Genomic DNA, 22,649 nt, shown 5'->3' with positions numbered 1-22,649 from the left:
CCATTTATCGCATGCCCCGGCGACCGCCGGCGAGCATGATGACGCTGATGATGATGAGGCCGGTCATGATGAGGCGAATGCCTGCGCCGAGCCCATAGGTGTTGAGCATGGAGACCACGAGGAACATGAAGAGCGACGCGCCCCATATGCCGGGCACGTTGGAATCGCCGCCGGCGACCGCTGTGCCGCCGATCACGACGACGGCAATCGACATCAGAAGATACTCCGCGCCCATGTTGAGCGCCGCGCCGCCGGAGAAGCAGGCGAGCAGATAGCCGCTGATCGAAGCGAGCACGGCGCAGAACAGGTAGGTGACGAAGCGCGTTCCGTCCACCGGTATGCCTGCCATGCGGGCGGCCGGCATGCTCTGTCCGATCGCCGAGATCCAACGGCCGTAGATCGTCTTCTCAAGCAGGATCCAGGCGAGGACGGAGATCAGGAAAGCGACGATTGCCACGTTCGGCACGCCGAGCGTACTCGTGGTGGTGAATTCCGCAAGCACGCTCGGGGGCTTGATACGAAGACCGCGGTTCGTCCAGATCGCGCCGGACTGGACGATGAAGCTCATGGAGAGCGTTGCGATAATCGGCGGGATGCGCAGCGCCTTGATAAGCGTGTAGTTGCAAAGACCGACGCCAAGACCAATGAAGACGGCGAGGAGAAGGCCGGGCAGGATCATGCCGTTTTCGACATTCATCAACTTCAGTGCCACCGTGCCGGCGAGCGTCATGGTGGCGGGAACCGAGAGATCGATGTTTCCAGGGCCGAGGGTGATGACGAACATCTGCCCGATGCCGACGATCACCGAGAAGGCCGCAAAGGTGAGCGCTGCCTGCGACAGTCCGAGCGTGCCGGCGCCGCCCGTCACCATGATCGTCAGGAACCAGACGACGAAGGCAGCAAGCCACGACCAGACCCAGGGTTTGCCGAACTGGCGGACGAGCGCGTTCATCGGCGTTTCTCCCGCTTCTCGAAGCGGTTCAGCATCACGCGGAGCGCGAGAACGATGATCAGAATCGCGCCCTGGGCGCCAATCTGCCAGTCCGGGGAGATGCGTAGGAAGGAGAGGAACGAGCCGGCAAGCGTCAGCGTCAGCGCCCCGATGACGGCGCCGACGGGAGAGACGCGGCCGCCGATGAATTCGCCGCCCCCGAGAATGACGCCGGCGATCGACAGCAGCGTGTAGCGCAGCGCGATGTTGGCATCGGCCGAGGTGGTCAAGCCGACGAGGGCGATGCCTGCCAGCACCGCAAAGAGGCCAGCGAGGGCATAGGCGGTCGCGCGCGCCGCGACGATCGACCAGCCGGCGCGCTCCACCGAGCACTGGTTGCCGCCGACGCCACGGATCAGAACGCCGAGCGAGGACCGCTTGACGATGAAATGCGCAATGACGGCGATGATGATGCTGGCGACGATCGCCATCGGGGCCAGGGGCGGCTTGACGGTCATCAGCCACCGCACCCAGTCGGGCGCCTGCCCCCCCGGTGCCGGCAGCAACAGCACCGCAAGTCCGCCCCAGACGAAGCTCATGCCGAGGGTGACGACGATGGACGGCAGGTTTCGCAAATGGATGACGACGCCGATCGCCGCATAGGCTGCGACCGCGCCGGCGAGGATCAGGATGCCTATTGCCGGCGCGTCCCGCAGGAAAGTCGCGGTCACGCAGGCGACGAAGCTGACGAAGGCGCCCATCGAGAGATCGAGATCGTTCACCGCCATCACGAGCATCTGCGCGATCGTCGCGAGCGCGATCGGCACGGCCAGGTTGAACAGCAGGTTTAGGCCGATATAGCTCATGGCGCGCGGTTGAAGCCAGAACACAGCAGCCAGCAGCAGCGACAGCGATAGAGCGGGAATGACAAGGCGAATGGCCTCGGAGGACAGGCGAAACGTCATGCGGCTCCCTCGAAGGAGGCGGAGATAATATTCGTCTCGTTGACGGCATCGCCGCCGAGTTCGGCCGTGATGCGGCCCTCGCGAAACACATAGACCCGGTCGCAGAGGCAAACCTCGTCCATTTCCGTCGAATACCAGATGAAGGTGCGGCCGCGCGCCGCCTCCTCGCGGATGATGGCGTAGACTTCCTGCTTGGTACCGACGTCCACGCCGCGCATCGGATCGTCCATCAGGACAATCGATGCTCGCGTGGCGAGTGCGCGGGCGAAGAGCACCTTCTGCTGGTTGCCGCCGGAAAGCGAGAGGATGAGTTTGTCCAAATCGGGCGTACGGATTTCGATGCGTTCTTTCCAGGCCGTTCCCCTCGTCTTTTCGCCGGCTTCGAGGACGAGGCCGCGGCGGGACATGTCGGCGAGTGAGGCGATGGAGAAGTTTCGCAGGATGCTCCACAGTTCGAAAACCCCATTCAGGCGGCGGTCGCCGGCGACGAAGGTGACGAGCGGATTACGCTGCGGCAGCCAGTTGCCGGACCGGGCGGCATGCAGCGCGAGGAGGAGCTCGGTCTGCCCGTGGCCAGCCAGGCCAGCGAGGCCGATGATCTCGCCAGCGCGCGCCGTGAAGGGAATACCCGCTGCCGGATGGGACAGAACGACCGGCGCCGCGGATTGGTCGCGCACCGGACGCCGTCGGGTTTCCGCCTTCGTGACGCTCCCCATTGCCTCCACGAGGCCGTGATGGTCGAAGCGGTGCGCCGGGCGTTCGGCGACGACGCGGCCGTCCTTCATGACCACGATACGGTCGGCGGTTTCGAGGATCTCGTGCAGGATATGCGAGATGAAGATGACGGATCCACCCCCGGCGATGAAGCGGCGGACATGGTCGAGCATCTGACGGGCGAGGCTTGCATCGAGCGACGATGTCGGTTCGTCCAGGATCACCAGCCGCGCGGGGGTGCCGGCATCGGAAAAGGCCAGAGCGATTTCGACCATCTGCCGTTCGGCGATCGAAAGATCTCCCACGGTCCGGCCGCTGTCGATGCCATGGCCGGGAAAGACGGCGTCGAGGCTCTTCTCGATGATCTTCGCAGCCCGCGAACGCCAGCCGAAACCGCCGAGAGCGCGATGTACAAGACGGGTGTTCTCGACGATGGAGAGGTTGGGGCAGAGGGACAGCTCCTGAAAGACGCAACGCACGCCCCGGTCGCGGGCGGCATTGATGCCGTAGCGTTCCTGCCGCTCGCCGTCACTCGTGACGGTTCCCTGGTGTGGCGTAAGGCCGCCATTGATCACGCTGACGATCGTGGACTTGCCGGCCCCGTTATGTCCGACGAGCCCAACGCATTCGCCGGGCATGACACGAAGCGTGACGCCGTCGAGCGCCTTGACTGCGCCGAAGCTTACTTTGGCGCCGTCGACCGCAATGATCGCCTTCGCTACGTCGTCCATACTGCTTGCCATCATCTGCTCAACAAGACTGCCGCGCGGTCATCTACGGCCACGCGGCAGCCACCGGGAGATCTACTTTGCCGACTCGATGACCTTGATCGCGTCTTCCTGCGTGTACTCCACATTGGCGACGCCACCGGCCTGGGTATTGGCGAGGTTCGCTTCGAGATTGTCCTGATCTATGCGCAGGAAGGGAACGACGAGGTCCTTCTTGACCTCCTTGCCGTCGAGGATCTGCTGGGCGACCCAGAAGGCGAGGGTGGAGACGCCAGGCGCGATCGAGACCGACATGGTTTCATAGCCGTTCGCATCCTTCTGCTCCTTCCACCACTTCAGTTCATCCTCGCGATTGCCCATCACGATGATCGGCATCTTCCGGTCGGTCGCGGCGATCGCCTGCGCGGCACCGTAACCATCTCCGCCCTGCGTCACCACGCCGGCAATTTCAGGCAAGCTCGGCAGGATGCCGGCAACGGCTTTCTGCGCGACGTCCTGCGCCCAATCTCCGTGCACGGAGCCGGCGATCTTGAACTGCGGGAACTGCTTGACGCCCTCATGGATGCCGGCGGAGATCTCGTCGTCGACGAATACGCCGGCAAGGCCGCGGATCTCGAGCAGATTGCCGCCGTCCGGAAGTTTGTTCGAAAGATACTCGACCTGACTGCGGCCCATTTCCTTGAAATCGACGGCGATGCGCCAGGCGCAGGGTTCCGTCACGATGCCGTCGAAGGAGACGACGGTAATGCCGGCATCGCAGGCCTCCTTGACCGCGCCGTTCAGCGCCGTCGGTGAGGCGGCGTTCAGCACAATCGCGTCGTAGCCCTGCAGGATCATGTTCTGGATTTGCGCGGCCTGTTCCGTTGCCTGGTTCTCGGCAGTGGTGAAGGCGTCGGCCGAAGCGACGACGCCGGCCTTTACGGCTTCCCCCGTCACCTTTTCCCAGCTCGTCAGCATGGCCTGACGCCACGAATTGCCGGCATAATTGTTCGAAAGGGCGATCTTTTTGGCCGAGGTCTCGGCAAATGCGGAAGCGGGCATCGCGGCGCAAGCGATCGCGGCGGATGCCAGAAGCATCTTACGGATGGTCATGTCTCTCTCCCTCATGATCGCCTGGCAGGCGATCGCTTCACTCGCCCGGCCAATCGGGGTCGAGTGAGATTGTTCTTGCACTGAGCTTCCTCCTCTCAGTAAGGGCAGGATGCGGGAGATCGACGGGCCTGTACAGGCGCAAGGCGGCAAGATGTTTGCGGGTTTTGCGGAACAAGCTGCGGGTTTACGCAAGACGGCGGCGCTCCCGCGGGCGCTTACTGGCGAAGCGACTGCGGCGGGTTGAGGAGCCTGCCGCTTCTGGAGGAAACCACCATGCTGCATTCTGCACCCGCAGCCATGTTCGATCATTATCTCGGAATTTCCCGGTTGCTTGCGGGCCAGCTCGACTTTCGCTCGGCCATTCGCTCGGTCGCGGCGGAGGTCGCGCACATCATCCCGCACGACCATCTCGATGTCTGCGTGCTCCTCGAGGACGGCAACTATCACACCGCCTATGAGACGGGCATCGAGACCGCCTGGGGCGACCTTGCCGGCGCACCTGTCGTCAACAGTCCGATCCGCTCCCTTCTATGGGGCGACGTGGACTTCCTGCTGGCCGACGACGCAATGATCGACCCGCGCTTCCATTTCGAAGGCGCGTTCAAGCGGCCGATCGTCGAACAGTCGCTGAGGAGCCGCCTGCATGTACCGATGAAGGTGCAGGGCGCGATCATCGCGGCGCTTTCATGTTCCTCGCAGGAAGCGGGTGTCTACACGATGGAGGACGTTGAGCGGGCCCGCATTATCGCAGACCTGCTTACACCCTATTTCTTCGCGTTGCGGGCGGCCGAGCAAGCGCAACGGTCGGCGATCGTGGAAGCGGAAGCCCGCGCTCGCGAGGAGGGCCTGCGGCTGGGTGCTTTGAAACTCACCGAAGCATTGGAGCAGGAGCGCCAGCGCATCGGCATGGACCTGCACGACCAGACGCTCGCCGACCTGACGCGTCTCGCCCGCAGGATCGATCGGCTGTCGCGCAACGGCGAGGTGGCGCCGGAGGCGCTGGAGCCCGTCTCCCGCTCCCTGCAGCATTGCATGCAGGACCTGCGGCAGATCATCGAGCAGGCAAAGCCCTCCGTTCTGCAGCTCTTCGGACTTAGCCAGGCGATCGAGCACCACCTGGATCGCTCGACTCGGGACGCGGGCTCCATCATCGAATGGGGCCTTGCCGACGAGACGAATGGTGCGCTGGAACGGCTGGAGCCGACCGTCGTCGTCGCGCTGTTCCGCATCGCTCAGGAGGCGATCAACAATGCGGTGCGCCACGCCGCTCCGCTTGCCGTCAAGGTGCGGCTCGACGCCGACGACGACCGGTTGTCGATCGAGATTGTGGACGATGGAACCGGACTTGCCAAAACGCGGGGACGGATCGGCGAGGGAATCGACAACATGAAGACCCGGGCGCGACTGATTTCCGCGCGTTTCACGATCGGTCCGGGCCACAATAATCGCGGCACCGTGGTCCGCGTGGTGCTGCCGCTCACGCCGCACGACGCGGGCTCAATCGAGGAGAGGGCGGAATGAAGGTTCTGATCGTCGAGGACGACCCGCTGCATCGCTCCTACCTGCATGAGGCGGTCAATGCAGCCCTGCCGGAATGCGATACCGTGATCGAGGCGGAAAATGGAACTGTCGGCGAGAAGCTCGCTCGCGATCATAAGTCGGCGCATATCGTTATGGATCTGCAGATGGCGAGCCGCAACGGCATCGAGGCGGCGCGCACGATCTGGAAGGAGCGGCCGGAGACCCGCATCCTTTTCTGGTCGAACTATTCGGACGAGGCGTATGTACGCGGTGTCTCGCGCATCGTTCCGGATGGAGCTGCCTATGGCTACGTCCTGAAATCCGCGTCCGACGAACGGCTGAAGCTTGCACTGCGCTCGATCTTCGTCGAGAGCCAATGCGTCATCGACCGGGAGGTGCGGGGTCTTCAGCAGAAAAGCCTCGGCCAGACGAATGGCTTCACCGATTCCGAATACGAGATCCTCGTCGATATCGCACTCGGCCTTACCGACAGGGCCATTGCCAGGCGCCGCGGCCTGTCGCTGCGCAGCGTACAGAACCGTCTGCAGCAGCTTTACGACAAGCTCGACGTCTACCAGGCCGCCAGCGACGACAATGACGACGGCCGCTTCAACCTGCGTGCCCGCGCCATCACGATCGCCTTCCTGCGAAAACTCCTGAACTACAGCGCGCTGGAGCGGGCGGAAACGGAACTGCAGGAGTGGTTGGACGGAAAATAGGACTCCACAGGCAATGCGGAAGCTTCGACGATCGCAGCAGTTGAGATCGGCATCCGACATCCCGTGATTTTGTCTCCCTGGAGTCAAATCACAATTCAGAGCCTGCTGACTGGCGATCTTTCGCAGCGCGGCCTTCTAGATGATTGTGATGCTGCTGCCTCAGTGGCGCCCGAGGCCGGAGAACTTTTGGCGCTCGCGAATGTAAGCGATGGCGGCCGCTTCGAGGCTTGTGCATTCCTCTTCGGATTTGAGCAGGGCGGCGTCGTCTTTGGATGCCGCACATCGCAGAACGTCGCGGCGCAGGCAGGCGTGCTCATAAACTTCGCACAGCTTCAAGAAAGTGAGGTCGTGAATCATCCAGGCACTGTCGCGCACATCAGGTACCGCCAACAGCAGCCGAGCCATTCCAGCCTTCTGTACGTCCATTGTTGCGCCCTGTTCCATCAACGAGGTTAATGCGCAATGGCTGCTGCTGAAAAATGGTTCCATGAGTGCATCGTGGCGGCGGTTTCTCGATCATTGCGGGCAGAGCAACCAAAGCCGCATCCACTCGGCGGGGTTGACGGTCATTCCGAGGTTGCTTCAGGCCTATCGCCGGGTTCGATCAATGTTGAATTTTGCTCAATCGGCATTGCAGCCAAGGTCCTGATGTCCTCGGCCAGCGCAGCGAGCTGTGCCGCAATTTCCAAGAGGTCGGAAGCAGAGTTTTCCTCGTCATTGTGTTTCATATCGCGGTCGTCCATGTCCCAATTCCCAGGCAACGGGTGGTTGCATAGCCTCGCGAGACGGGGTGGCCGTGGAAATCACAGGACCTCAGTCTAGCAGGGCACCAAACCGAGTGCGGAATCTAGCATGTCGTCCGCTTACGACGATGGGACATTGGTCCGAGACCAACGCGCCAAAGGTCCTACGCCCAAACCGGCAGGACGGAAAGGGGAATGGCATTTGACCCCGGTTGGACCTTCACGGCATCTGCCTCTTGCTTTCGAGCAATCGGCATCAGGTGAGCACGACATATTCGGTCAGCTGGCTGATCGTCGTATCGGCCTTCTGCACGTCGAAGACCTTCGTGCCATGGCTCATGATCACGAACCTGTCGCAGACCTGATAGGCGTGGTAGAGATTGTGGGTCACCAGCACGCTCGAGACATTCTCCGCCTTGAGCTTCAGCACCTGGTTCAGCAACGCTTCCGTCTCGCGTACGGAGAGCGCCGAGGTCGGCTCGTCGAGGAGCAGCACGCGCTTCTTGAAATAGACGGCGCGGGCGATTGCGACCGCCTGTTTCTGCCCGCCGGAGAGGTTGCCGACGAGCGTATCCGGAGAATCGATGCCGGAGATGTGCACGGCGTTTTGCAAGACTTCCATGGCGATGTCGCGCATCTCGCGCTGCCTGAGAAAGCCGAAGCGGTCGGTCAGCTCACGGCCCATGAAGATATTGCGGGTAATCGAGAGCGAATCGACCAGCGCGGTGTGCTGATAGATCGTTTCGATGCCGGCATCGGCGGAATCCGAGCGGCAGGAAAAGGTCGTCTTCTTGCCGTCGACGCTGAGATAGCCGTCCGTCGGCTTGTGGATGCCGGAGATGAGATTGACGGTCGTCGACTTCCCGGCGCCGTTGTCACCCAAAAGGCCGACGACTTCCCCCTCGCCGATATGGAAGCTCAGATTGCGAAGCGCGGTCAGCGCACCGAAGCTCTTCGAAATGTTGTGCAGTTCGAGAAGATTGGGGGTCGACATCACGCAAGACCTCGCCGCTCGATGAGATGGTTGAAGATTGCAGCCAGCACGATCAGCGTGGCGATGAACATGTCGAGGTAGAAGCCCGGTGCCCGCAGGAGAAGCAGGACATCGGTAATCGTGTGGATGAGCAGCACGCCGAGAAAGATTCCGATGATCGATCCGCGCCCTCCGCGCAGCGACAGGCCGCCGATGACGCAGGCGGCGATGGCCTGGAGTTCCAGACCCGCACCCTGCCCAGGCTGCACGCTGCCGACGCGGGCCGTGGCAAGAATGCCCGCCACCGCAGCCATGCCGCCCGCAATCGCAAAGGCAATCAGTTTGACGCGGCTGGTGTTGATGCCGATCGCCTCGGCCGCAGCGCGATTGCCACCGGTCGCGAAAACGTGGTTGCCGAAGCGGTGGCGGTGTAGCAGCAGGTGAAAGCCTATGACGAAGAGGACGATCCAGATGAAGGCGGCGTTGACGCCGAACAGGGTGCCGGAAAAGAGGCTGGTGAAGACCGGCTCCGGATCGAAACGCACCTGGACGGCACCGTTGTAGAGCAGCACCGCACCGCGCCAGAAGAGGAGCCCGCCGAGTGTGACGATGAAGGACGGCAGACCAAAGCGCAGGGTGATATGGCCATTGAGGGAACCGATCAGCAGGCCAGTCAGAATACCGATAGGTGCTGCGACGAAGGCGCTCAGCCCCGCATTGACGAGCGAGGCCATCAGCACGGCCGTGAACGTGTAGACTGAGCCGATGGAAAGGTCGAATTCACCGGCGATCATCAGTACGCCGGCTCCGAGCGCGAGGCATCCAAGCACGGGGATCGCCTTCATCAGGATCGTCAGGTTCTGCGGCGAGAGGTAGCGGAACTCGTCCGGATAGAGGAGCGCGCCGGCGATGCAGACGATCTGCAGGGTCATGAAGACGAGAAAGATCGCTCCCGCCGGCATGCCCATGATCTGCTTGAGGATGGATTGTCTCTGGGTCCGCGAGCGTGACGCGGCACTTTCGGCTAGGACAGGAGTCACGGTCTGGCACCCGATCGTTGGGGAAGGGGGAACCGGCCGGCCGCGCCGGCAGGCTCCCTCGGAACGCGGTTAGCGGTAGCTGCCGATCAGCGGCTTGACCGAACCGATGCGCGACTTGTCGAGGAAGGCGCCCTGGCCCGTGTCGATGTCGGTTGGTGTCAGCCCGTATTTTTTGGCAAGCGCGATCTGGGCGATCGGGTAGTAGCCCTGCAGATAGGGCTGCTGGTCCATGGTCGCGTACATCGCGCCGGATTCCACCGCATTTACGATCTCGACCGCAAGGTCGAAACCGCCGAAGGGAATGTCTACGCCGGCGTCCTTGATGGCGCCCGCGCCGACGGTCGAGGTGACCGAGCCGGTGCCGAACAGCGCCTTCACATTCGGGTTGGCGATGAGGAATTGCGCAATGATGTTCTGCGCTTCGGCGGGGTCGAGACCGGCTCGAACCGTCTCCACCTTGATGCCGTTTTCGGTCATCGCCTTCTCGATGCCGCCGCCACGGGCGACCGCAAAGCTTGCTTCCGGAATTTCGCGCGGGTTGAAGACGACGTCGCCGGACTTGAGGCCGAATTCCTTGATCATCCGGTTGCCGAGCTCATAGCCGGAGGCAAGCTCGTTCATGCCGACATAGGCCTGGCGACAGTTGCCCTTGGCGCCGTCGAGATCATCATTGTTGAAGCCGATGACGATGATACCGGCCTTGACTGCCGCGCAGATGCTCTCGTCGAAAGCATCCGAACTGGAGATCGCGACGGCGATGCCATCGACGCCGCTGGCCGTCGCGCTTTCGATCAGGTCGTTCTGGCGCACCGGATCGTTGTTCGCATACTGCACGTCGAGATCGACGCCGAATTGGGCGGCGGCGTCTTGCGCTCCCTTCACCACCGGATTAAAGAACTGCACACTCGGATCGAGATAGATGATCATCGTTGCCTTGACGTCTGCGGCGAGCGCGCTCGACGTCAACAAGGTGGCAAGGCCCGCAGCCAGCGCCGCGGTTCTGAGCCTGGTCAGTTTCATTGCGTGTCCTCCCTTTGGATGTGCATTGCGGGTCGCAAGACCCAAGTCTCGGCTGGCGGGCTCCGACCAAAGATCACGCCAGCCGAGATATTCCTCCTCCCGACCCCGACTGCGGCCGATTATGTGAACCAGGGCGCGGGGCGCCCGAGCGTCACGTGGACGCCCTTGAACTGGGAATATTCGTCAAAGCCATAGCGGCCGAGTTCGCGGCCCAGGCCGCTCTTCTTGTAGCCGCCGATCGGCAGCTCCGGCGTGCCGTCGATCACGCTGTTGATCCAGCATCGGCCGGCGCGGATGCGGCGGATGCTCTGCAGCGCGGTTTCGAGATTGGTCGACCAGACGCTGGCCGAAAGACCGAACTCGGTGGCGTTCGCCAGCGCTACGGCTTCGTCCGCGGTCTTGAAGGTCAGCGTTGAAAGCACGGGACCAAAGATCTCCTCGCGTGCGATCGACATGTCGGGCGTGACGCCGGCAAAGACCGTCGGTGCGTAGTAAAGGCCGGCCTCCCTGCCGGTCCTTTCGCCGCCGAGCAGCAGTTCCGCGCCCGATGCGATGCCGGCCGTCACATAGGAATGCACCTTTTCGGCATGCGCCTCCGAAATCATTGCGCCGATCCTGGTGCGTTCGTTCAGCGGATCGCCGAAGGCCACCTTGCGCGAGATGTCGAGCAGGCGCTCCATCAGCGCATCGCGGATGCCCTCCTGCACCAGAAGCCGACTGCCGGAAATGCAGCACTGGCCGGCATTGTGGTAGACGCCATAGGCGACGCCGTCTGCCGCCGCGTCGAGATCCGCATCGGCGAAGACGATCTGCGGCCCCTTGCCGCCAAGCTCCAGCCCGACGCGCTTGACGCTGCGCGCCGCGATCTCGCCGAGCTTCGTGCCGACGCGGACAGAGCCGGTAAAGGCGACCATGTCGACGTTCGGGTCTTCGGCCAGCACCTGGCCGGCGGGATCGCCATAGCCGGTGACGACGTTGAACACGCCATCGGGAATGCCGGCTTCGCGCGCCAGCTCGGCCATACGGATCGACGTGCCCGAAGTGAACTCGGAGGGCTTCAGCACGACCGTGCAGCCGCTGCCGATCGCCCATGGAACGCGTTCCGACGCGATGATGAAGGGAAAGTTCCAAGGCGTGATGATGCCGACGACCCCGACCGGCTCGCGCAGGACAAGGCCCAAACGATCGTCGCCGATATTGTTGTGGGTCTGTCCTTCCAGCGCTCGGGCCTGGCCGGCGGCATAGGACCAGAGATCTGCGCAGAAAGCGATTTCGCCGCGCGCCTGCGCGATCGGCTTGCCGACCTCGAGGCTCTCGATCAGCGCCAGCTCCTCCTGTCTCTCGAGGATGAAATCGGCGACCTTGAACATCAGGCGCGACCGCTCTGCGCCCGACATGCGCGGCCACGGGCCATTATCGAAAGCCTTCCGGGCGGCCGCGACGGCCTTGCGCACGTCGTCGGCCGAGGCTTCCGGCCAGATGCCGACCGTGACGCCGGCGTGGCCGGGGCTCACCCGATCGATCGTCCTGCCTGAAGCGGCATCGACCGACTTGCCATCGACAAGCATCTGGTAGCGGGATTTAATACGCAGGCGGGGATCATTGGAATCGGGTGCGATGAAATTGGACAGCAATAGCGTTCTCAGGCCGGCCCGCGCGGTGCCAGCCCCTCCCTGTTCATCCGGTTTGCCGGATTTCTGTTGCGCCTGAATTGTATGGTACTGTATGGTGGTTCAAATTGGATGTCAACGGATGACGGCGGCGAAAGACATGAACCTCGACTCCCTGAAGATCGACACCGGCGAAACCGCCGCGGCCCAGGTCGAGCGGGACTTACGCGAATCCATCATCCGGCTGGAGCTCGCCCCCGGAATGCGGCTCTCCGAACAGGAAATCGCCACACGCATGGGCGTGTCGCGTCAGCCCGTGCGCGAGGCGCTCATCGCGCTCGGCAAATCCAAACTGGTGGATATCCGGCCCAACAGGGGCACCGTCGTCGTGCGGATTTCAGCCAGACAAATGATGGAATCCCGCTTCGTGCGCGAGGCCATCGAAGTCGCGGTGGCGCGTCGGGCCAGCGAGACATTCGATAGCTGGACGAGACGCAAGATCGACACGATCCTCGCTCGGCAAAAGGCGGCCAATGAGTCGAATGACCACAATGCTTTTCGCCGGGAGGACGAGCAGTTTCATATTGCAATCGCCGAGGGTGCAGGCTGCGGCCTCGCCTGGAACGCCATCTCCGACATCAAGGCACACATGGATCGGGTCTGCAACCTGCAGCTGCGCCATCCGGACTCGATGAAGAAGCTGATCGCCGAACACGAGGCGATCATCACCGCCATCGACGCGCGGGATGCCGACGCGGCCGCGGCCGCCATGCGCAGCCATCTTAACGGTATCCTGGCCGACCTGCCGCAGATCGAGGCGGACAATCCAGACCTGTTCGAGTGACCGTTTCCGGCGTCTTCCTTTGATCGTAGCCCACAAAAACATGCAGCAGATCAAAGCGCTACATTGGCCTTTGCCCGTCCGATAAGACGCGCGGTGCTGTTGCCGCTGCGGTCCCGCGTTCCCGGCCGGGCCTTGATATCCCAGGTGATCAACAACGACTTCTTTCGATCATCGCGACAATGGTCGCGAAAAGCTCCTCCTGCGCCTGCGCCGCCGTGATCTCCCCCGCAGAGGCAGCTTCCGACAGGGCGTTGGCAGCGCCGAGCATAGCCCAGAACCCCGCCGGTCCGATGCCTCGCCGCCCCACGAAAGCCGCCAGTGCCCTTCGGCACTTCTCGATGAAAGCCAGTTGATAGTCTCGCTTTACTGCCTCCAACTCGGGGGAGCCCGCAAGGGCTGCGAGCACGTCGGGCATTTCCCGGCCCTGCGCGAGCACACAGTCGACGTATGAGGTTGCGATGACCTTGGCTCGATCTTCGAGGGTCGGGCCGCTCCCGTCGAGTGCGGCGTCGATCATCTCCGTCTGCCGGGCGTCAAAATCCCGATAGAGCGCTATCAGCAGGCCATTGCGCGTGCCGAAATGATCATAGACCACCGGCTTGGCGACAGCAGCTCCTTGCGAAAGCCTTGGGAGCGTCAGGGCATCCGAACCTTCTTCGCGCACAAGCTGCCATGCCACGTCGAGAAGCTGGCGCCGTCGCTGCTCGCGACTGAGACGGACACGCTTGGCGGGAGGCTGCATTTTCTTCGGCCTGCTTGACATCGCTATATACCAAAAGTAACTTACCTGAAGTATATAGTAGCTGCCCTTCAATCGCAACCATCCACCGGCCTCGCGCCGGCGGCCGAATCCGCATGCCTTCGCATGCGCTTCCCAGAGGATTTGTGCCTATGACCGATACTTCACTTCCACGCTCCGCCGAACGAACCGCATGGCTGGGACTCATCGCCATTTTACCCCTGGTCCTGCTTGTGGCCATGGACGGGTCGATCCTTTATCTCGCCATGCCGCATGTCACTTCGGCCCTTCAGCCGACCGCTGATCAGGCGCTCTGGATCCTGGATATCTACGGCTTCGTGGTCGGATCGCTGCTGATCGTGTTCGGAAATATCGGCGACCGCTACGGCCGGCTGAAACTCATCATGACCGGCGCGGCGGTCTTCGGTGCAGGGTCGCTCGGCGCGGCCTATTCGCAAACGCCAGAGCTGCTGATCGCCTCGCGTGCCCTGATGGGGCTGGGTGGCGCAACATTACTGCCTTCCGGCTTGGCCATCGTCAGCGCCTTGTTCCCCGATCCGCGACTGCGCGCTCAGGCTATCGGCATCTTTGCGGCCACTTTCGCAGCCGGCTTTGCGATCGGCCCGCTCATTGGCGGCATGCTGCTGCGGCAGTTCGCGTGGGGTGCCGTGTTTCTCATCAATGTCCCCGTTGTCATCGGCTTCATGATCGGCGCACCCATCCTGTTGCGGGAGGTGCGCTCGACCGTCGGCGGCAGCATCGACCTGGCGAGCCTCGTCCTGTCCTTCGCCGGCATCTTGCTGTTCACCTATTCGCTCAAGCATGCGGCCGCCTATGGCTTCACTCCGACACAAATCCTTGCCGGAGCCGCCGGCATGATGGCGCTGGCGCTATTCGTTCACAGACAGACGAGACTTGAATACCCGCTGCTCGACCTCGGTCTCTTCCGCGACCGCATCTTCTCTACCGCTATTCTGACGGGCCTTCTGTCGCTGGTCGTGTGGTCTGCTGCCGGGTATCTGTCGGGCGTCTACCTGCAATCGGTGCTGGGCATCGATGTGTTCGCCGCCGCGCTGTTGACCCTGCCGGGCGCGATCGTGCTGACGGCGACCTGCGTGGGCACCGCCCGCATCGTCGAACGGATCGGCCGGAAGACCGCACTTGTGGCAACGCATCTGCTGATCAGCGCCGGCGCATTCCTGCTGCTGTTCACCACGACCGAGGCAGGCATTGCGGTCTTCGTCGCCTCCACCATGGTCGCCGGCGTCGGATATGGATTGTCCTTCAGCCTTGTGGCCGATATCGCGGTTTCGGCGGTTCCTGCGAGCCGGGCGGGTGCGGCGGGTTCGATTGCGGAGACCAGCAACGAACTGGGCAACGCGCTGGGTATTTCTCTGCTTGGATCTTTGGCGACACTGAACTTCCGGCTATTCGGCCCCGGTGTAGCGGGGACGCTCGATGAAACGCTCGATCAGCCCGGACTTGCATATCAAAGCCTGATTCAGGCTCAGGAAGCGTTCCTCACCGGCATGCATGTCGCGATCGGCACGGGCGGTCTCCTGACGCTCGCAGTCGGGGTCTTGGCATGGGTCTGGCTGCCGAGCAGGTTGCCGGAATGATGTTCCCGTCGCGGCGCATGACGGTCCAGTGCGCCTCGACGAAGGAAAGAGGAGATCACTTCGCCGTGAGGCTCGGGCTTCGGCTTGAAACGGGACAGCGCCGCTCCAATTCCGTTCCAGCACGATTTCGCGTGCATTCGGAGGGTGGCGATGGGCCTCTCATTCCCGAAAGCCGGTTTTGTCGCGCTCGTCTCAGCCGTGGCACTCGCCTGCGGCCTGCCCCTCGGTACGGCGCGGGCGGAACTGCTCGCGCGCGTGCCGTCCGCACGCGAGATGGCGGTGTGCGGCGACGTATTGTTCGTCGGAACCAAGGGCTCCTCGGTCTATGCCCTGTCATTGTCCGGCGGCCGCGCCCGCAGGGTCGCCTCCGGATTTTCCAATGCGAACGGCGTTGCCTGCTCACGCGGCCGGCTGTTCGTCGCTTCGAGAAACAGCATAACGGTTTTCGAGATCGGCCGCGGCGGCACTTTGAGCGGCAGACGCGTTATTCGGCGCGACCTGCCGGATTCGGGAGCCCACGGCTATCGTTATGTCGCCGTCGGCCCGGATTCCCGCCTCTATGTCTCGCTCGGATCACCCTGCAACATTTGCATTCCCCGCGGGCTGCAAGGTACGATCGTCAGCATGAACCAGGACGGGTCCGACCTTCGCAGAGTGGCCTGGGGTGTGCGCAACTCTGTCGGCTTCGACTGGCGCGGCGGCACAATGTTCTTTACCGACAATGGTGCCGACAGAATGGGAGACGATATCCCGCCCGATGAGCTGAACGCTTTGCGGCCGGGCGGCTTTTACGGCTTCCCCTATCTAGGAGGCGAGGTGCCGCTCACAGGGTTCGAGGACGCGACGCCGCCCGCGCGCCAAATTCCGCCCGTCTTCAACTTTCAGGCGCATGTCGCAGCGCTCGGGATTCACTTCTTCCGCAGCCTGGGCGGCGATGCTCTGGTGGCCCAGCACGGCAGTTGGAACAGGTCGGTACCGGTCGGGTATCAGGTCGTGCGGGTCCGCTTCCGCGGCGGCCGCCCGGTCTCGGCGACCGCTTTCCTCAGAAACGTCGGTCGTCCGGTCGACGTCAAGGAAGCGCCGGACGGGTCCATCCTCGTATCCGACGACGCCGGCGGCGCGATTCACATCTTCAGGCGATGACGCCCCCGCGCAAAAGGGATTCGCGGAGGTCTGAAGCGCCTTTCGCCTACTGTTTGGTTGAACAACCGAAAATTGCTGGTGAAGAACGGTGTTCTTGCCGTGGGTGAGGGCGCCAATGCCTTCTACGCCGGAGGCCGTTCACATTTCCCAGGAGGCGGGTGTGCTGTTCGCCCCCGGTAAGGCCGCGAACTCGGGAGGAGTTGCCACCTCCGCTCTGGAGATGCAGCAAAATGCCTCACGTGACAGCTGGACGTTCGAACAGACCGAGGCGCGTCTTGCAACCATCGTACAGGCGATCCACGATCGTTGCGCCAAGACCGCGGAGGAATATGGAGCTCCAGGAGACTATGTTCTCGGAGCCAATGTAGCTGGCTTCGCCAGGGTGGCCGAGGCGATGGATGCCCTCGGCGTGATCTGAGGCTCGAGTGGCGATAATGCCGCTCCGGGCGTGTGCCCGGGTGCACTGCTTGGGCTGGCCGTCGGCGAGAGGACCGAGATCCTCGGAGAGGACGGCTGGCCTGAAACCCTCGCGCTCGAGCGCATCGTCTTTCATCCCGAGTCGGGGGCTCGCCGGAAACAGACGAACACCGAACGCGTGCAGCTGATCGACTACGCTCCGCAAGTGGTCGATTTCCGGCCGCGGCCCAGGAAAGCGGCCATTCTAACGCGACGTATCCGGTGAGGCCGTCAGATCATTTAGAAAATCCCGGCACCAGCGCGAAACGTCGTGTTCCAGCAAGTGATCCATCATCGTCTTCCAGCGATCCTTCCGCTCTTCCAGCGGCATGCTGAGTGCCCGCGCCAGAGCGTTTGCGGTACCCTCAATGTCGTAGGGGTTGACGAGCAGGGCACCTCTCAGATCGCGGGCGGCTCCGGCGAAGCGCGAAAGCACAAGCACGCCCGGATCGTCGGGGTCCTGCGCGGCCACATATTCCTTTGCAACCAGGTTCATCCCGTCTCGAAGCGGTGTCACGAGGCCGACTTTGCCAAGCCGGTAAAGCCCTGCAAGAATATGCCGGCCTACCGAGCGGTTGATATAGCGTATGGGCACCCAGTCGACTGCGCCGAGCGCGCCGTTCACCCTGCCGGCCTGTTCGGCCACGGTGCGCTGCATGGCTTCGTATTCCGGCACTTCGGAGCGCGACTTCGGGGTGATCTGCAGATAGGTGACACGCCCCTGCTGGGCCGGATTGGCCTGGATGAAACGCTCGAACGCGTCGATGCGCTGCGTGATCCCTTTTGAATAATCGAGGCGATCGACACCGATGATCAGGCTTCGGTGTTCGATGCTTTCACGCGCTTTCCTGACGGTCTTGTTGGTCAATGCGTTTTTGGCGAATTCGGCAAAGGCGGCAGTCTCGATGCCGATTGCATAAATGCCGCCCTTGAACACGCGGCCATAGGCGCTGAAGCGGCCTCCACCGAGTTCATCGCCGATGCCCTCCCGCCGCAGGCAGCCGGCGAAGTTCTCAAGATCATGATCGGTCTGGAAACCGACCACGTCGTAGTGCGACAGGCCGCGCATGATCTCCTCGTGAACGGGCATCGTGAAGAGCACGTCGGCAGGCGGCCAGGGAATGTGGAGAAAGAAGCCGATCCGGTTCTTCAATCCCATTTGGCGCAGTTCCGCGGCGAGCGGGATCAAGTGGTAGTCGTGAACCCAGATCACGTCATCGGGCCTGACGAGGGGCGCCAGCCGATGGGCAAAGAAGCGGTTGACGCGGAAATAGCCGGCCATCTCCTTGCGACCGTATTCGGCAAGATCAAGCCGGTAGTGGCAGATCGGCCAAAGCACCCGGTTGGCGAAGCCGTGATAGTATTCTCCTACGTCGGTATCGGTCAGGTCCGTGAGTGCATAGGTGATATTGCCTTGCTGCAACTGAGCAAGCGGCTGCGGCTCGTGCTCTCCGCTCGACTGTCCCGACCAGCCCATCCAGATGCCGCCATGCTCTTCAAGGGCGACTTTCAGCGCGACCGCCAGCCCGCCGGCAGGCGCAATGCCGCCCTTTTCCGGAACGGGTACACGATTGGAAACAATGACGAGACGGCTCATGCCGAATTCCTTTCATTCAAGAGAATATATACTTGGCGTTCAAACGTTCAGGAGGGGGAACGCGTTTCCGACGCAGACGATCCCGGCGACGAGAAAATCGCCGGATGCAACTTGCGCGTGGAGCGGCGACGGCCGCTCGAGTGTCGAAGCCGTTTCAAGCGCTTATGATTCGGTGGGCATGGACGAACCGGACAAACGACGGGTTTCTCGGCGGTGCGTGATGATTTCCGCGCCGCCGCACGTTCATCCCCAGGCCGACTTCTGGCCGGGAGCCATCCGCTGAAAAGAAAGGGGCGGCCAGAGCCGCCCCTTCATCATCAGGGATCTAAAAGCCACGAATGCTTCGTGGAATTACGCTGGAGCATTTCAATGTTTCATGGAAACACTGAAATGCTCTAACCCTTTGGTCCAACGCACTTCCGGACGGAAAACCGTTCCACACTTTTCCTGGAAGTGCTCTAGTGATTGTGGCGGGGCGTATTCTTGGCGATCTGCCGGAAGTCTGCTGCACCTTCGAGCACCGCGCCGTCGGAAAGCTGGGTGACGGACTTGCGGTAGATGCGCTGCCAGGGCGTGGCATCGGCCGGCACGGCGGGAATGCCGTCCCCCTTGCGTCTTTCGATGTCCTCGTCGGAAACCAGCATGTCGCAGCGCCCCAGGTTGAAGTCGATGCGGATCACGTCACCGCTCCGCAACCAGGCGAGACCGCCGCCGGCCGCACTCTCCGGCGAGGCGTTCAGGATGGAGGGGCTGTCGGCCGTGCCGGATTGACGGCCGTCACCGATGGTGGGCAGGCTCCGGATGCCACGTTTCAAGAGGTGATCCGGCGGCTGCATGTTCACGACTTCCGCCGATCCCGGCCAGCCGAGCGGGCCGGCGCCGCGGATCACCAGGATGGTGTTCTCATCGATCTCGAGTTCAGGGTCGTTGATGCGCTTGTGGTAGTCCTCCGAGCCATTGAAGACCACGGCCTTGCCCTCGAAAACGCCCTCGCGGCCCGGCTCCTGAAGATAGCGCTTCCTGAAATCGTCGGAGACGACACTCATCTTCATAATGGCGAAGTCGAAGAGATTGCCCTTCAGGACCAGGAAGCCTGCCTTTTCCTTGAGGGGCTCGTCGAAGGGGCGAATGACTTCGCGATCGGTGGATTCGCGTCCTTCGAGGTTCTCGGCCATGGTTTTTCCCGTGACGGTGCGACAGCCGCCGTCGAGCTTCCCAGCCTTCAGGAGCTCCCACATGATGGCAGGTGTGCCGCCGGCGCGGTGATAGCGTTCGCCGAGATAAGCACCGGCCGGCTGGATATTGGCGAGCAGCGGGATATCGAAACCATGGACCTGCCAGTCATCCGGGTAAAGCTCGACGCCGGCATGCTTCGCCATGGCCGCAAGATGCGGCTGGGCATTGGTCGAACCGCCGATCGCCGAGTTGACGCGGACGGCGTTGAGAAAGGCTTCCCGGGTCAGGATGTCGGATGGCTTCAGGTCCTCGAAGACGAGTTCCACGGCGCGGCGTCCTGTACGATAGGCCATCTGCCCACGCTCGCGATAGGCAGCGGGGATAGCGCCGCAACCGGTGAGCGACATGCCGAGCGCTTCGGCCATTGCGTTCATTGTCGAAGCCGTGCCCATGGTGTTGCAATGGCCGACGGAGGGAGCCGAATCGAGCGCTGCCTGCATGAACTCCTCGCGGTCGATCTCGCCTGCCGCGAGCTTGCGGCGCATGCGCCAGATCACCGTGCCGGAACCGACGAGATCGCCTTCGTGCCAGCCGTCGAGCATGGGGCCGCCGGAGAGCACGATCGCCGGGATGTCGACCGTCGAGGCCGCCATGAGGGCGGACGGAGTGGTCTTGTCGCAGCCGGTGGTCAGCACCACGCCATCCAGCGGATAGCCGTAGAGAATTTCAACGAGGCCGAGATAAGCGAGGTTGCGATCGAGGGCGGCCGTCGGGCGCTTGCAGTTCTCGAAAATCGGATGCGTCGGGAACTCGATCGGAATCCCCCCGGCATCGCGGATGCCGTCGCGCACGCGCTTCGCCAGATCCATGTGCACCCGATTGCATGGGGTGAGATCGCTGCCGCTTTGGGCAATGCCGATGATGGGCTTGCCGCAACGCAATTCCTCCGGCGTCACGCCGTAGTTCATGAAGCGCTCCAGATAGAGCGCCGTTAGATCGATATGGTCCGGATTGTCGAACCAGTCCTGTGAGCGCAGGCGGCGCTGGGGTTTGTCAGTCATGGCGGGACCTAATTCCTTGGGTTGAGCTTTTCGAGATGCAGAAGCAGTCCGCTGTGGTCCTGTTCGCCGCCGCCGGACTCGACGAAATCGGCAAATTCCTGCCGCACTTGCCTGGTCAGGGGAAGCTCGAGGGAGAGCCCATCCGCCATGGCCATCACGGCGTTCAGGTCCTTCAGCTGGTTGTTCGAAGCGCCACCGGGCACGAAGTTGCGCTCCACCATGCGGGCGCCGTGCAGTTCGAGGATCCGGCTTTCGGCGAAGCCGCCGCGGATCGCGTCCCGAAAAGCCGCGCGCGAGGCACCGCCGGCTTCCACCAGGATCATGGCTTCGGCCACCGCGCCGATGGTGACGGCGACGATCTGTTGGTTGGCGAGCTTGCAGACCTGGCCGGCACCGCTCGGGCCAACGTGGGTTACGCGACCGAGCGCCGCAAAAACGTCCTTCAGCCTTTCGACCGCGGCGCCATCGCCGCCGGCCATGATGGCGAGCGTACCGGCGGCTGCGCCTACCACGCCGCCTGAAACCGGTGCGTCGAGGTGACGGATGCCCTTGTCCGCCAATCTGCGCGCATGTTCGCGGGCGATCTGCGGGGCTATGGAGCTGCAATCCACGACGATCGTACCTTCGGCCAGGCCATCGGCGACGCCGCGCTCGAACAGGACCTCCGATACGGCCTGGCCGTTGGTCAGCATGGTGAAGACGACAGCTGCGCCGGCGACGGCATCGGCCGGCGAGGCAGCGATTTCAGCACCGTCGGCGGCCAGCGGCTCGGCCTTGGCGGCGTCACGGTTCCACACCGTAACCGGAAAACCGGCACCGAGCAGGCGCCGCGCCATCGGTGCCCCCATCAAGCCAGTGCCGAGAAACGCAACCTTCGTCGTCCCGCTCACAGCTTCCCTCCCAGTTCGTCCTCGATGTGCACGCGGATGATCTCATCGAAACTCTTTTCGGCAGTGAAGCCAAGTTCGGTGGCGCGTTTGGCCTCGAAGCCCGGCGCCCAACCGGCGACCATCTTCATGATCATCTCGTCGGGTTCGCGGCGAATGAGCTTCACGGCCTTTTCGCCGGCAACGCGCCGCAGCGCTTCGATCTGCTCGCCCACGGTGGCACTGTGACCCGGCATGGAAAGGTTGCGCCGCGGGCCGACCTTTTCAAGGTCGATGGTCGCGCCATGGATGAGGAAGCCGACCGCCGAACGCGGTGAAGTGTGCCAGTGGCGGACATCCTCCGAAACAGGCAGCACGGCTTCCTGGCCGACCAGCGGCTCGCGCAGGATATTGGAGAAGAAGCCGGAAGCCGCCTTGTTGGGCTTGCCGGGGCGGATGCAGATCGTCGGCAGGCGGATGCCGATGCCATCGAAGAAGCCGCGGCGGCTGTAGTCGGAGAGCAGCAGCTCGCAGATCGCTTTCTGGGTGCCGTAGCTCGTGAGCGGAGTAAGATGATAATCGTCCGGTATGGGGAAAGGGAGCGGCGCTCCGACCACGGCGATCGACGAGGTGAAGACAAGGCGAGGCTTGTAGCCATCCTGATCGTGAGCAAGGCGGATCGCGTCGAAGAGATAGCGCGTGCCGTCGAGATTGATCCGGTAGCCCTTGTCGAAATCGAGCTCGGCTTCACCCGAGACGATTGCCGCCAGATGGAAAATGACATCCGGGCGCCCCTCGACAAGCTTCTCGGCTTCGCCGGAAGCGGAAAGATCGCCTTCCCGTGCAACGACCGTACCGGCAAAATCCTGCGGCCTTTCCGGTGTCACCACGTCCACGAGCGTCAGCTTCTCCACGGGACTTCCGCCGAGAGCGCCGTCCTTGACGAGGCGCTGCGTGAGCTTGCGGCCGACCATGCCGGCAGCGCCGATGATCAGGATATGCATGAATGTCTCCTCCTTGAGTGAGGCCGCATGCGATCAGGTCTTCATGCGGGTCGAAAATATATCTTGTACGGTTGTCTGATAACCTTAT

The 22,649-nt window shown here is 62.8% G+C and carries 20 protein-coding genes and 1 pseudogene; 6 read left to right on the top strand and 15 right to left on the bottom strand.

Features of this window, described 5'->3' with window-relative positions:
* Positions 1 to 4: 4 nt before the first annotated feature.
* Genes AC6CIG_RS18910 through AC6CIG_RS18895 form a run of 4 tightly spaced genes read right to left on the bottom strand, consistent with a single transcriptional unit; the run spans position 5 to position 4,430 of the window.
* Positions 5 to 952 (bottom strand): ABC transporter permease, encoded by a 948-nt coding sequence (locus AC6CIG_RS18910; protein ID WP_018096450.1) that lies wholly within the window; start codon positions 950 to 952, stop codon positions 5 to 7.
* Positions 949 to 1,896 (bottom strand): ABC transporter permease, encoded by a 948-nt coding sequence (locus AC6CIG_RS18905; RefSeq protein ID WP_498323419.1) that lies wholly within the window; start codon positions 1,894 to 1,896, stop codon positions 949 to 951. The genes AC6CIG_RS18910 and AC6CIG_RS18905 overlap by 4 nt, the downstream gene beginning before the upstream one ends.
* Positions 1,893 to 3,353 (bottom strand): sugar ABC transporter ATP-binding protein, encoded by a 1,461-nt coding sequence (locus AC6CIG_RS18900; protein WP_498323418.1) that lies wholly within the window; start codon positions 3,351 to 3,353, stop codon positions 1,893 to 1,895. The genes AC6CIG_RS18905 and AC6CIG_RS18900 overlap by 4 nt, the downstream gene beginning before the upstream one ends.
* A 60-nt stretch (positions 3,354 to 3,413) precedes the next feature.
* Positions 3,414 to 4,430, bottom strand: coding sequence for an ABC transporter substrate-binding protein (locus AC6CIG_RS18895; RefSeq protein ID WP_026168754.1), 1,017 nt, complete (start codon positions 4,428 to 4,430; stop codon positions 3,414 to 3,416).
* A 273-nt stretch (positions 4,431 to 4,703) separates the two neighbouring features.
* Here AC6CIG_RS18895 and AC6CIG_RS18890 point away from each other — a divergent pair, with 273 nt between their 5' ends.
* Positions 4,704 to 5,951, top strand: a complete 1,248-nt coding sequence (locus tag AC6CIG_RS18890; protein WP_437408506.1) for a sensor histidine kinase — start codon at positions 4,704 to 4,706, stop codon at positions 5,949 to 5,951.
* Positions 5,948 to 6,670 carry a response regulator gene (locus AC6CIG_RS18885; RefSeq protein WP_437408507.1) on the top strand — a complete coding sequence of 241 codons (723 nt, stop codon included), beginning with the start codon at positions 5,948 to 5,950 and terminating at the stop codon, positions 6,668 to 6,670. The genes AC6CIG_RS18890 and AC6CIG_RS18885 overlap by 4 nt, the downstream gene beginning before the upstream one ends.
* 159 nt (positions 6,671 to 6,829) lie before the next feature.
* Here the strand turns inward: AC6CIG_RS18885 and AC6CIG_RS18880 are convergent, their stop codons facing one another.
* The 6 genes from AC6CIG_RS18880 to AC6CIG_RS18855 form a co-directional block, all read right to left on the bottom strand.
* A complete protein-coding gene (locus AC6CIG_RS18880; protein ID WP_026168753.1) occupies positions 6,830 to 7,096 on the bottom strand; it encodes a hypothetical protein in 267 nt (88 codons plus the stop codon).
* 140 nt (positions 7,097 to 7,236) lie between these two features.
* The gene (locus tag AC6CIG_RS18875) at positions 7,237 to 7,413 is read right to left on the bottom strand and encodes a hypothetical protein (RefSeq protein ID WP_018096438.1); all 177 of its coding nucleotides are present in this window, start codon (positions 7,411 to 7,413) and stop codon (positions 7,237 to 7,239) included.
* Between the two features lie 256 nt (positions 7,414 to 7,669).
* Positions 7,670 to 8,407 (bottom strand): ATP-binding cassette domain-containing protein, encoded by a 738-nt coding sequence (locus AC6CIG_RS18870; RefSeq protein WP_003525223.1) that lies wholly within the window; start codon positions 8,405 to 8,407, stop codon positions 7,670 to 7,672.
* On the bottom strand, positions 8,407 to 9,426 hold the full coding sequence (locus AC6CIG_RS18865; protein ID WP_498323414.1) for an ABC transporter permease: 1,020 nt from the start codon (positions 9,424 to 9,426) through the stop codon (positions 8,407 to 8,409). The genes AC6CIG_RS18870 and AC6CIG_RS18865 overlap by 1 nt, the downstream gene beginning before the upstream one ends.
* 69 nt (positions 9,427 to 9,495) lie before the next feature.
* The gene (locus AC6CIG_RS18860; RefSeq protein WP_102762095.1) at positions 9,496 to 10,446 is read right to left on the bottom strand and encodes a sugar ABC transporter substrate-binding protein; all 951 of its coding nucleotides are present in this window, start codon (positions 10,444 to 10,446) and stop codon (positions 9,496 to 9,498) included.
* 119 nt (positions 10,447 to 10,565) lie between these two features.
* Entirely contained in the window at positions 10,566 to 12,080 is a 1,515-nt protein-coding gene (locus tag AC6CIG_RS18855; RefSeq protein ID WP_498323412.1) for an aldehyde dehydrogenase family protein, read from the bottom strand.
* A gap of 118 nt (positions 12,081 to 12,198) precedes the next feature.
* On the opposite strand from AC6CIG_RS18855, the gene AC6CIG_RS18850 reads away from it, so the two are divergent.
* Positions 12,199 to 12,900 (top strand): GntR family transcriptional regulator, encoded by a 702-nt coding sequence (locus tag AC6CIG_RS18850; RefSeq protein ID WP_498323411.1) that lies wholly within the window; start codon positions 12,199 to 12,201, stop codon positions 12,898 to 12,900.
* Positions 12,901 to 13,048: 148 nt separating this feature from the next.
* Here the strand turns inward: AC6CIG_RS18850 and AC6CIG_RS18845 are convergent, their stop codons facing one another.
* Complete coding sequence (locus AC6CIG_RS18845; RefSeq protein WP_498323409.1) at positions 13,049 to 13,663, bottom strand: TetR/AcrR family transcriptional regulator; 615 nt, start codon at positions 13,661 to 13,663, stop codon at positions 13,049 to 13,051.
* Positions 13,664 to 13,791: 128 nt separating this feature from the next.
* On the opposite strand from AC6CIG_RS18845, the gene AC6CIG_RS18840 reads away from it, so the two are divergent.
* The 3 genes and pseudogenes from AC6CIG_RS18840 to AC6CIG_RS18830 all read left to right on the top strand — a co-directional run.
* On the top strand, positions 13,792 to 15,258 hold the full coding sequence (locus AC6CIG_RS18840; RefSeq protein WP_498323407.1) for an MFS transporter: 1,467 nt from the start codon (positions 13,792 to 13,794) through the stop codon (positions 15,256 to 15,258).
* A 150-nt stretch (positions 15,259 to 15,408) separates the two neighbouring features.
* Positions 15,409 to 16,401: a PQQ-dependent sugar dehydrogenase gene (locus AC6CIG_RS18835; RefSeq protein ID WP_498323405.1), complete on the top strand. Its 993-nt coding sequence runs from the start codon at positions 15,409 to 15,411 to the stop codon at positions 16,399 to 16,401.
* A 69-nt stretch (positions 16,402 to 16,470) separates the two neighbouring features.
* Positions 16,471 to 16,819 (top strand): annotated as a pseudogene (locus AC6CIG_RS18830) (NADP-specific glutamate dehydrogenase); the annotation flags it as partial.
* 243 nt (positions 16,820 to 17,062) lie between these two features.
* On the opposite strand, the gene otsA reads toward AC6CIG_RS18830, so the two are convergent.
* The 4 genes from otsA to denD form a co-directional block, all read right to left on the bottom strand.
* Complete coding sequence (otsA, locus tag AC6CIG_RS18825; RefSeq protein ID WP_437408514.1) at positions 17,063 to 18,454, bottom strand: alpha,alpha-trehalose-phosphate synthase (UDP-forming); 1,392 nt, start codon at positions 18,452 to 18,454, stop codon at positions 17,063 to 17,065.
* Positions 18,455 to 18,912: 458 nt separating this feature from the next.
* Complete coding sequence (locus AC6CIG_RS18820) at positions 18,913 to 20,691, bottom strand: IlvD/Edd family dehydratase (RefSeq protein WP_437408515.1); 1,779 nt, start codon at positions 20,689 to 20,691, stop codon at positions 18,913 to 18,915.
* Between the two features lie 8 nt (positions 20,692 to 20,699).
* A complete protein-coding gene (locus tag AC6CIG_RS18815) occupies positions 20,700 to 21,581 on the bottom strand; it encodes an NAD(P)-dependent oxidoreductase (protein WP_498323403.1) in 882 nt (293 codons plus the stop codon).
* Positions 21,578 to 22,561, bottom strand: coding sequence for a D-erythronate dehydrogenase (gene denD, locus AC6CIG_RS18810; protein WP_498323401.1), 984 nt, complete (start codon positions 22,559 to 22,561; stop codon positions 21,578 to 21,580). Before denD ends, AC6CIG_RS18815 begins: the two co-directional genes overlap by 4 nt.
* Positions 22,562 to 22,649 lie beyond the last annotated feature (88 nt).

It is taken from the genome of Sinorhizobium sp. GQ132 (assembly GCF_059758575.1).
Note: the sequence above shows the minus strand (reverse complement) of the source record. Positions and strands in the feature narration are given on the sequence as shown.

Excerpts from the sequence above, each read along its gene's own strand:
- AC6CIG_RS18910 (WP_018096450.1), bottom strand. The coding sequence starts at position 952 with ATGAACGCGCTCGTCCGCCAGTTCGGCAAACCCTGGGTCTGGTCGTGG.
- AC6CIG_RS18905 (WP_498323419.1), bottom strand. The coding sequence starts at position 1,896 with ATGACGTTTCGCCTGTCCTCCGAGGCCATTCGCCTTGTCATTCCCGCT.
- AC6CIG_RS18900 (WP_498323418.1), bottom strand. The coding sequence starts at position 3,353 with ATGGCAAGCAGTATGGACGACGTAGCGAAGGCGATCATTGCGGTCGAC.
- AC6CIG_RS18895 (WP_026168754.1), bottom strand. The coding sequence starts at position 4,430 with ATGACCATCCGTAAGATGCTTCTGGCATCCGCCGCGATCGCTTGCGCC.
- AC6CIG_RS18890 (WP_437408506.1), top strand. The coding sequence starts at position 4,704 with ATGCTGCATTCTGCACCCGCAGCCATGTTCGATCATTATCTCGGAATT.
- AC6CIG_RS18885 (WP_437408507.1), top strand. The coding sequence starts at position 5,948 with ATGAAGGTTCTGATCGTCGAGGACGACCCGCTGCATCGCTCCTACCTG.
- AC6CIG_RS18880 (WP_026168753.1), bottom strand. The coding sequence starts at position 7,096 with ATGGACGTACAGAAGGCTGGAATGGCTCGGCTGCTGTTGGCGGTACCT.
- AC6CIG_RS18875 (WP_018096438.1), bottom strand. The coding sequence starts at position 7,413 with ATGGACGACCGCGATATGAAACACAATGACGAGGAAAACTCTGCTTCC.
- AC6CIG_RS18870 (WP_003525223.1), bottom strand. The coding sequence starts at position 8,407 with ATGTCGACCCCCAATCTTCTCGAACTGCACAACATTTCGAAGAGCTTC.
- AC6CIG_RS18860 (WP_102762095.1), bottom strand. The coding sequence starts at position 10,446 with ATGAAACTGACCAGGCTCAGAACCGCGGCGCTGGCTGCGGGCCTTGCC.
- AC6CIG_RS18850 (WP_498323411.1), top strand. The coding sequence starts at position 12,199 with ATGACGGCGGCGAAAGACATGAACCTCGACTCCCTGAAGATCGACACC.
- AC6CIG_RS18845 (WP_498323409.1), bottom strand. The coding sequence starts at position 13,663 with ATGTCAAGCAGGCCGAAGAAAATGCAGCCTCCCGCCAAGCGTGTCCGT.
- AC6CIG_RS18840 (WP_498323407.1), top strand. The coding sequence starts at position 13,792 with ATGACCGATACTTCACTTCCACGCTCCGCCGAACGAACCGCATGGCTG.
- AC6CIG_RS18835 (WP_498323405.1), top strand. The coding sequence starts at position 15,409 with ATGGGCCTCTCATTCCCGAAAGCCGGTTTTGTCGCGCTCGTCTCAGCC.
- otsA (WP_437408514.1), bottom strand. The coding sequence starts at position 18,454 with ATGAGCCGTCTCGTCATTGTTTCCAATCGTGTACCCGTTCCGGAAAAG.
- AC6CIG_RS18820 (WP_437408515.1), bottom strand. The coding sequence starts at position 20,691 with ATGACTGACAAACCCCAGCGCCGCCTGCGCTCACAGGACTGGTTCGAC.
- denD (WP_498323401.1), bottom strand. The coding sequence starts at position 22,561 with ATGCATATCCTGATCATCGGCGCTGCCGGCATGGTCGGCCGCAAGCTC.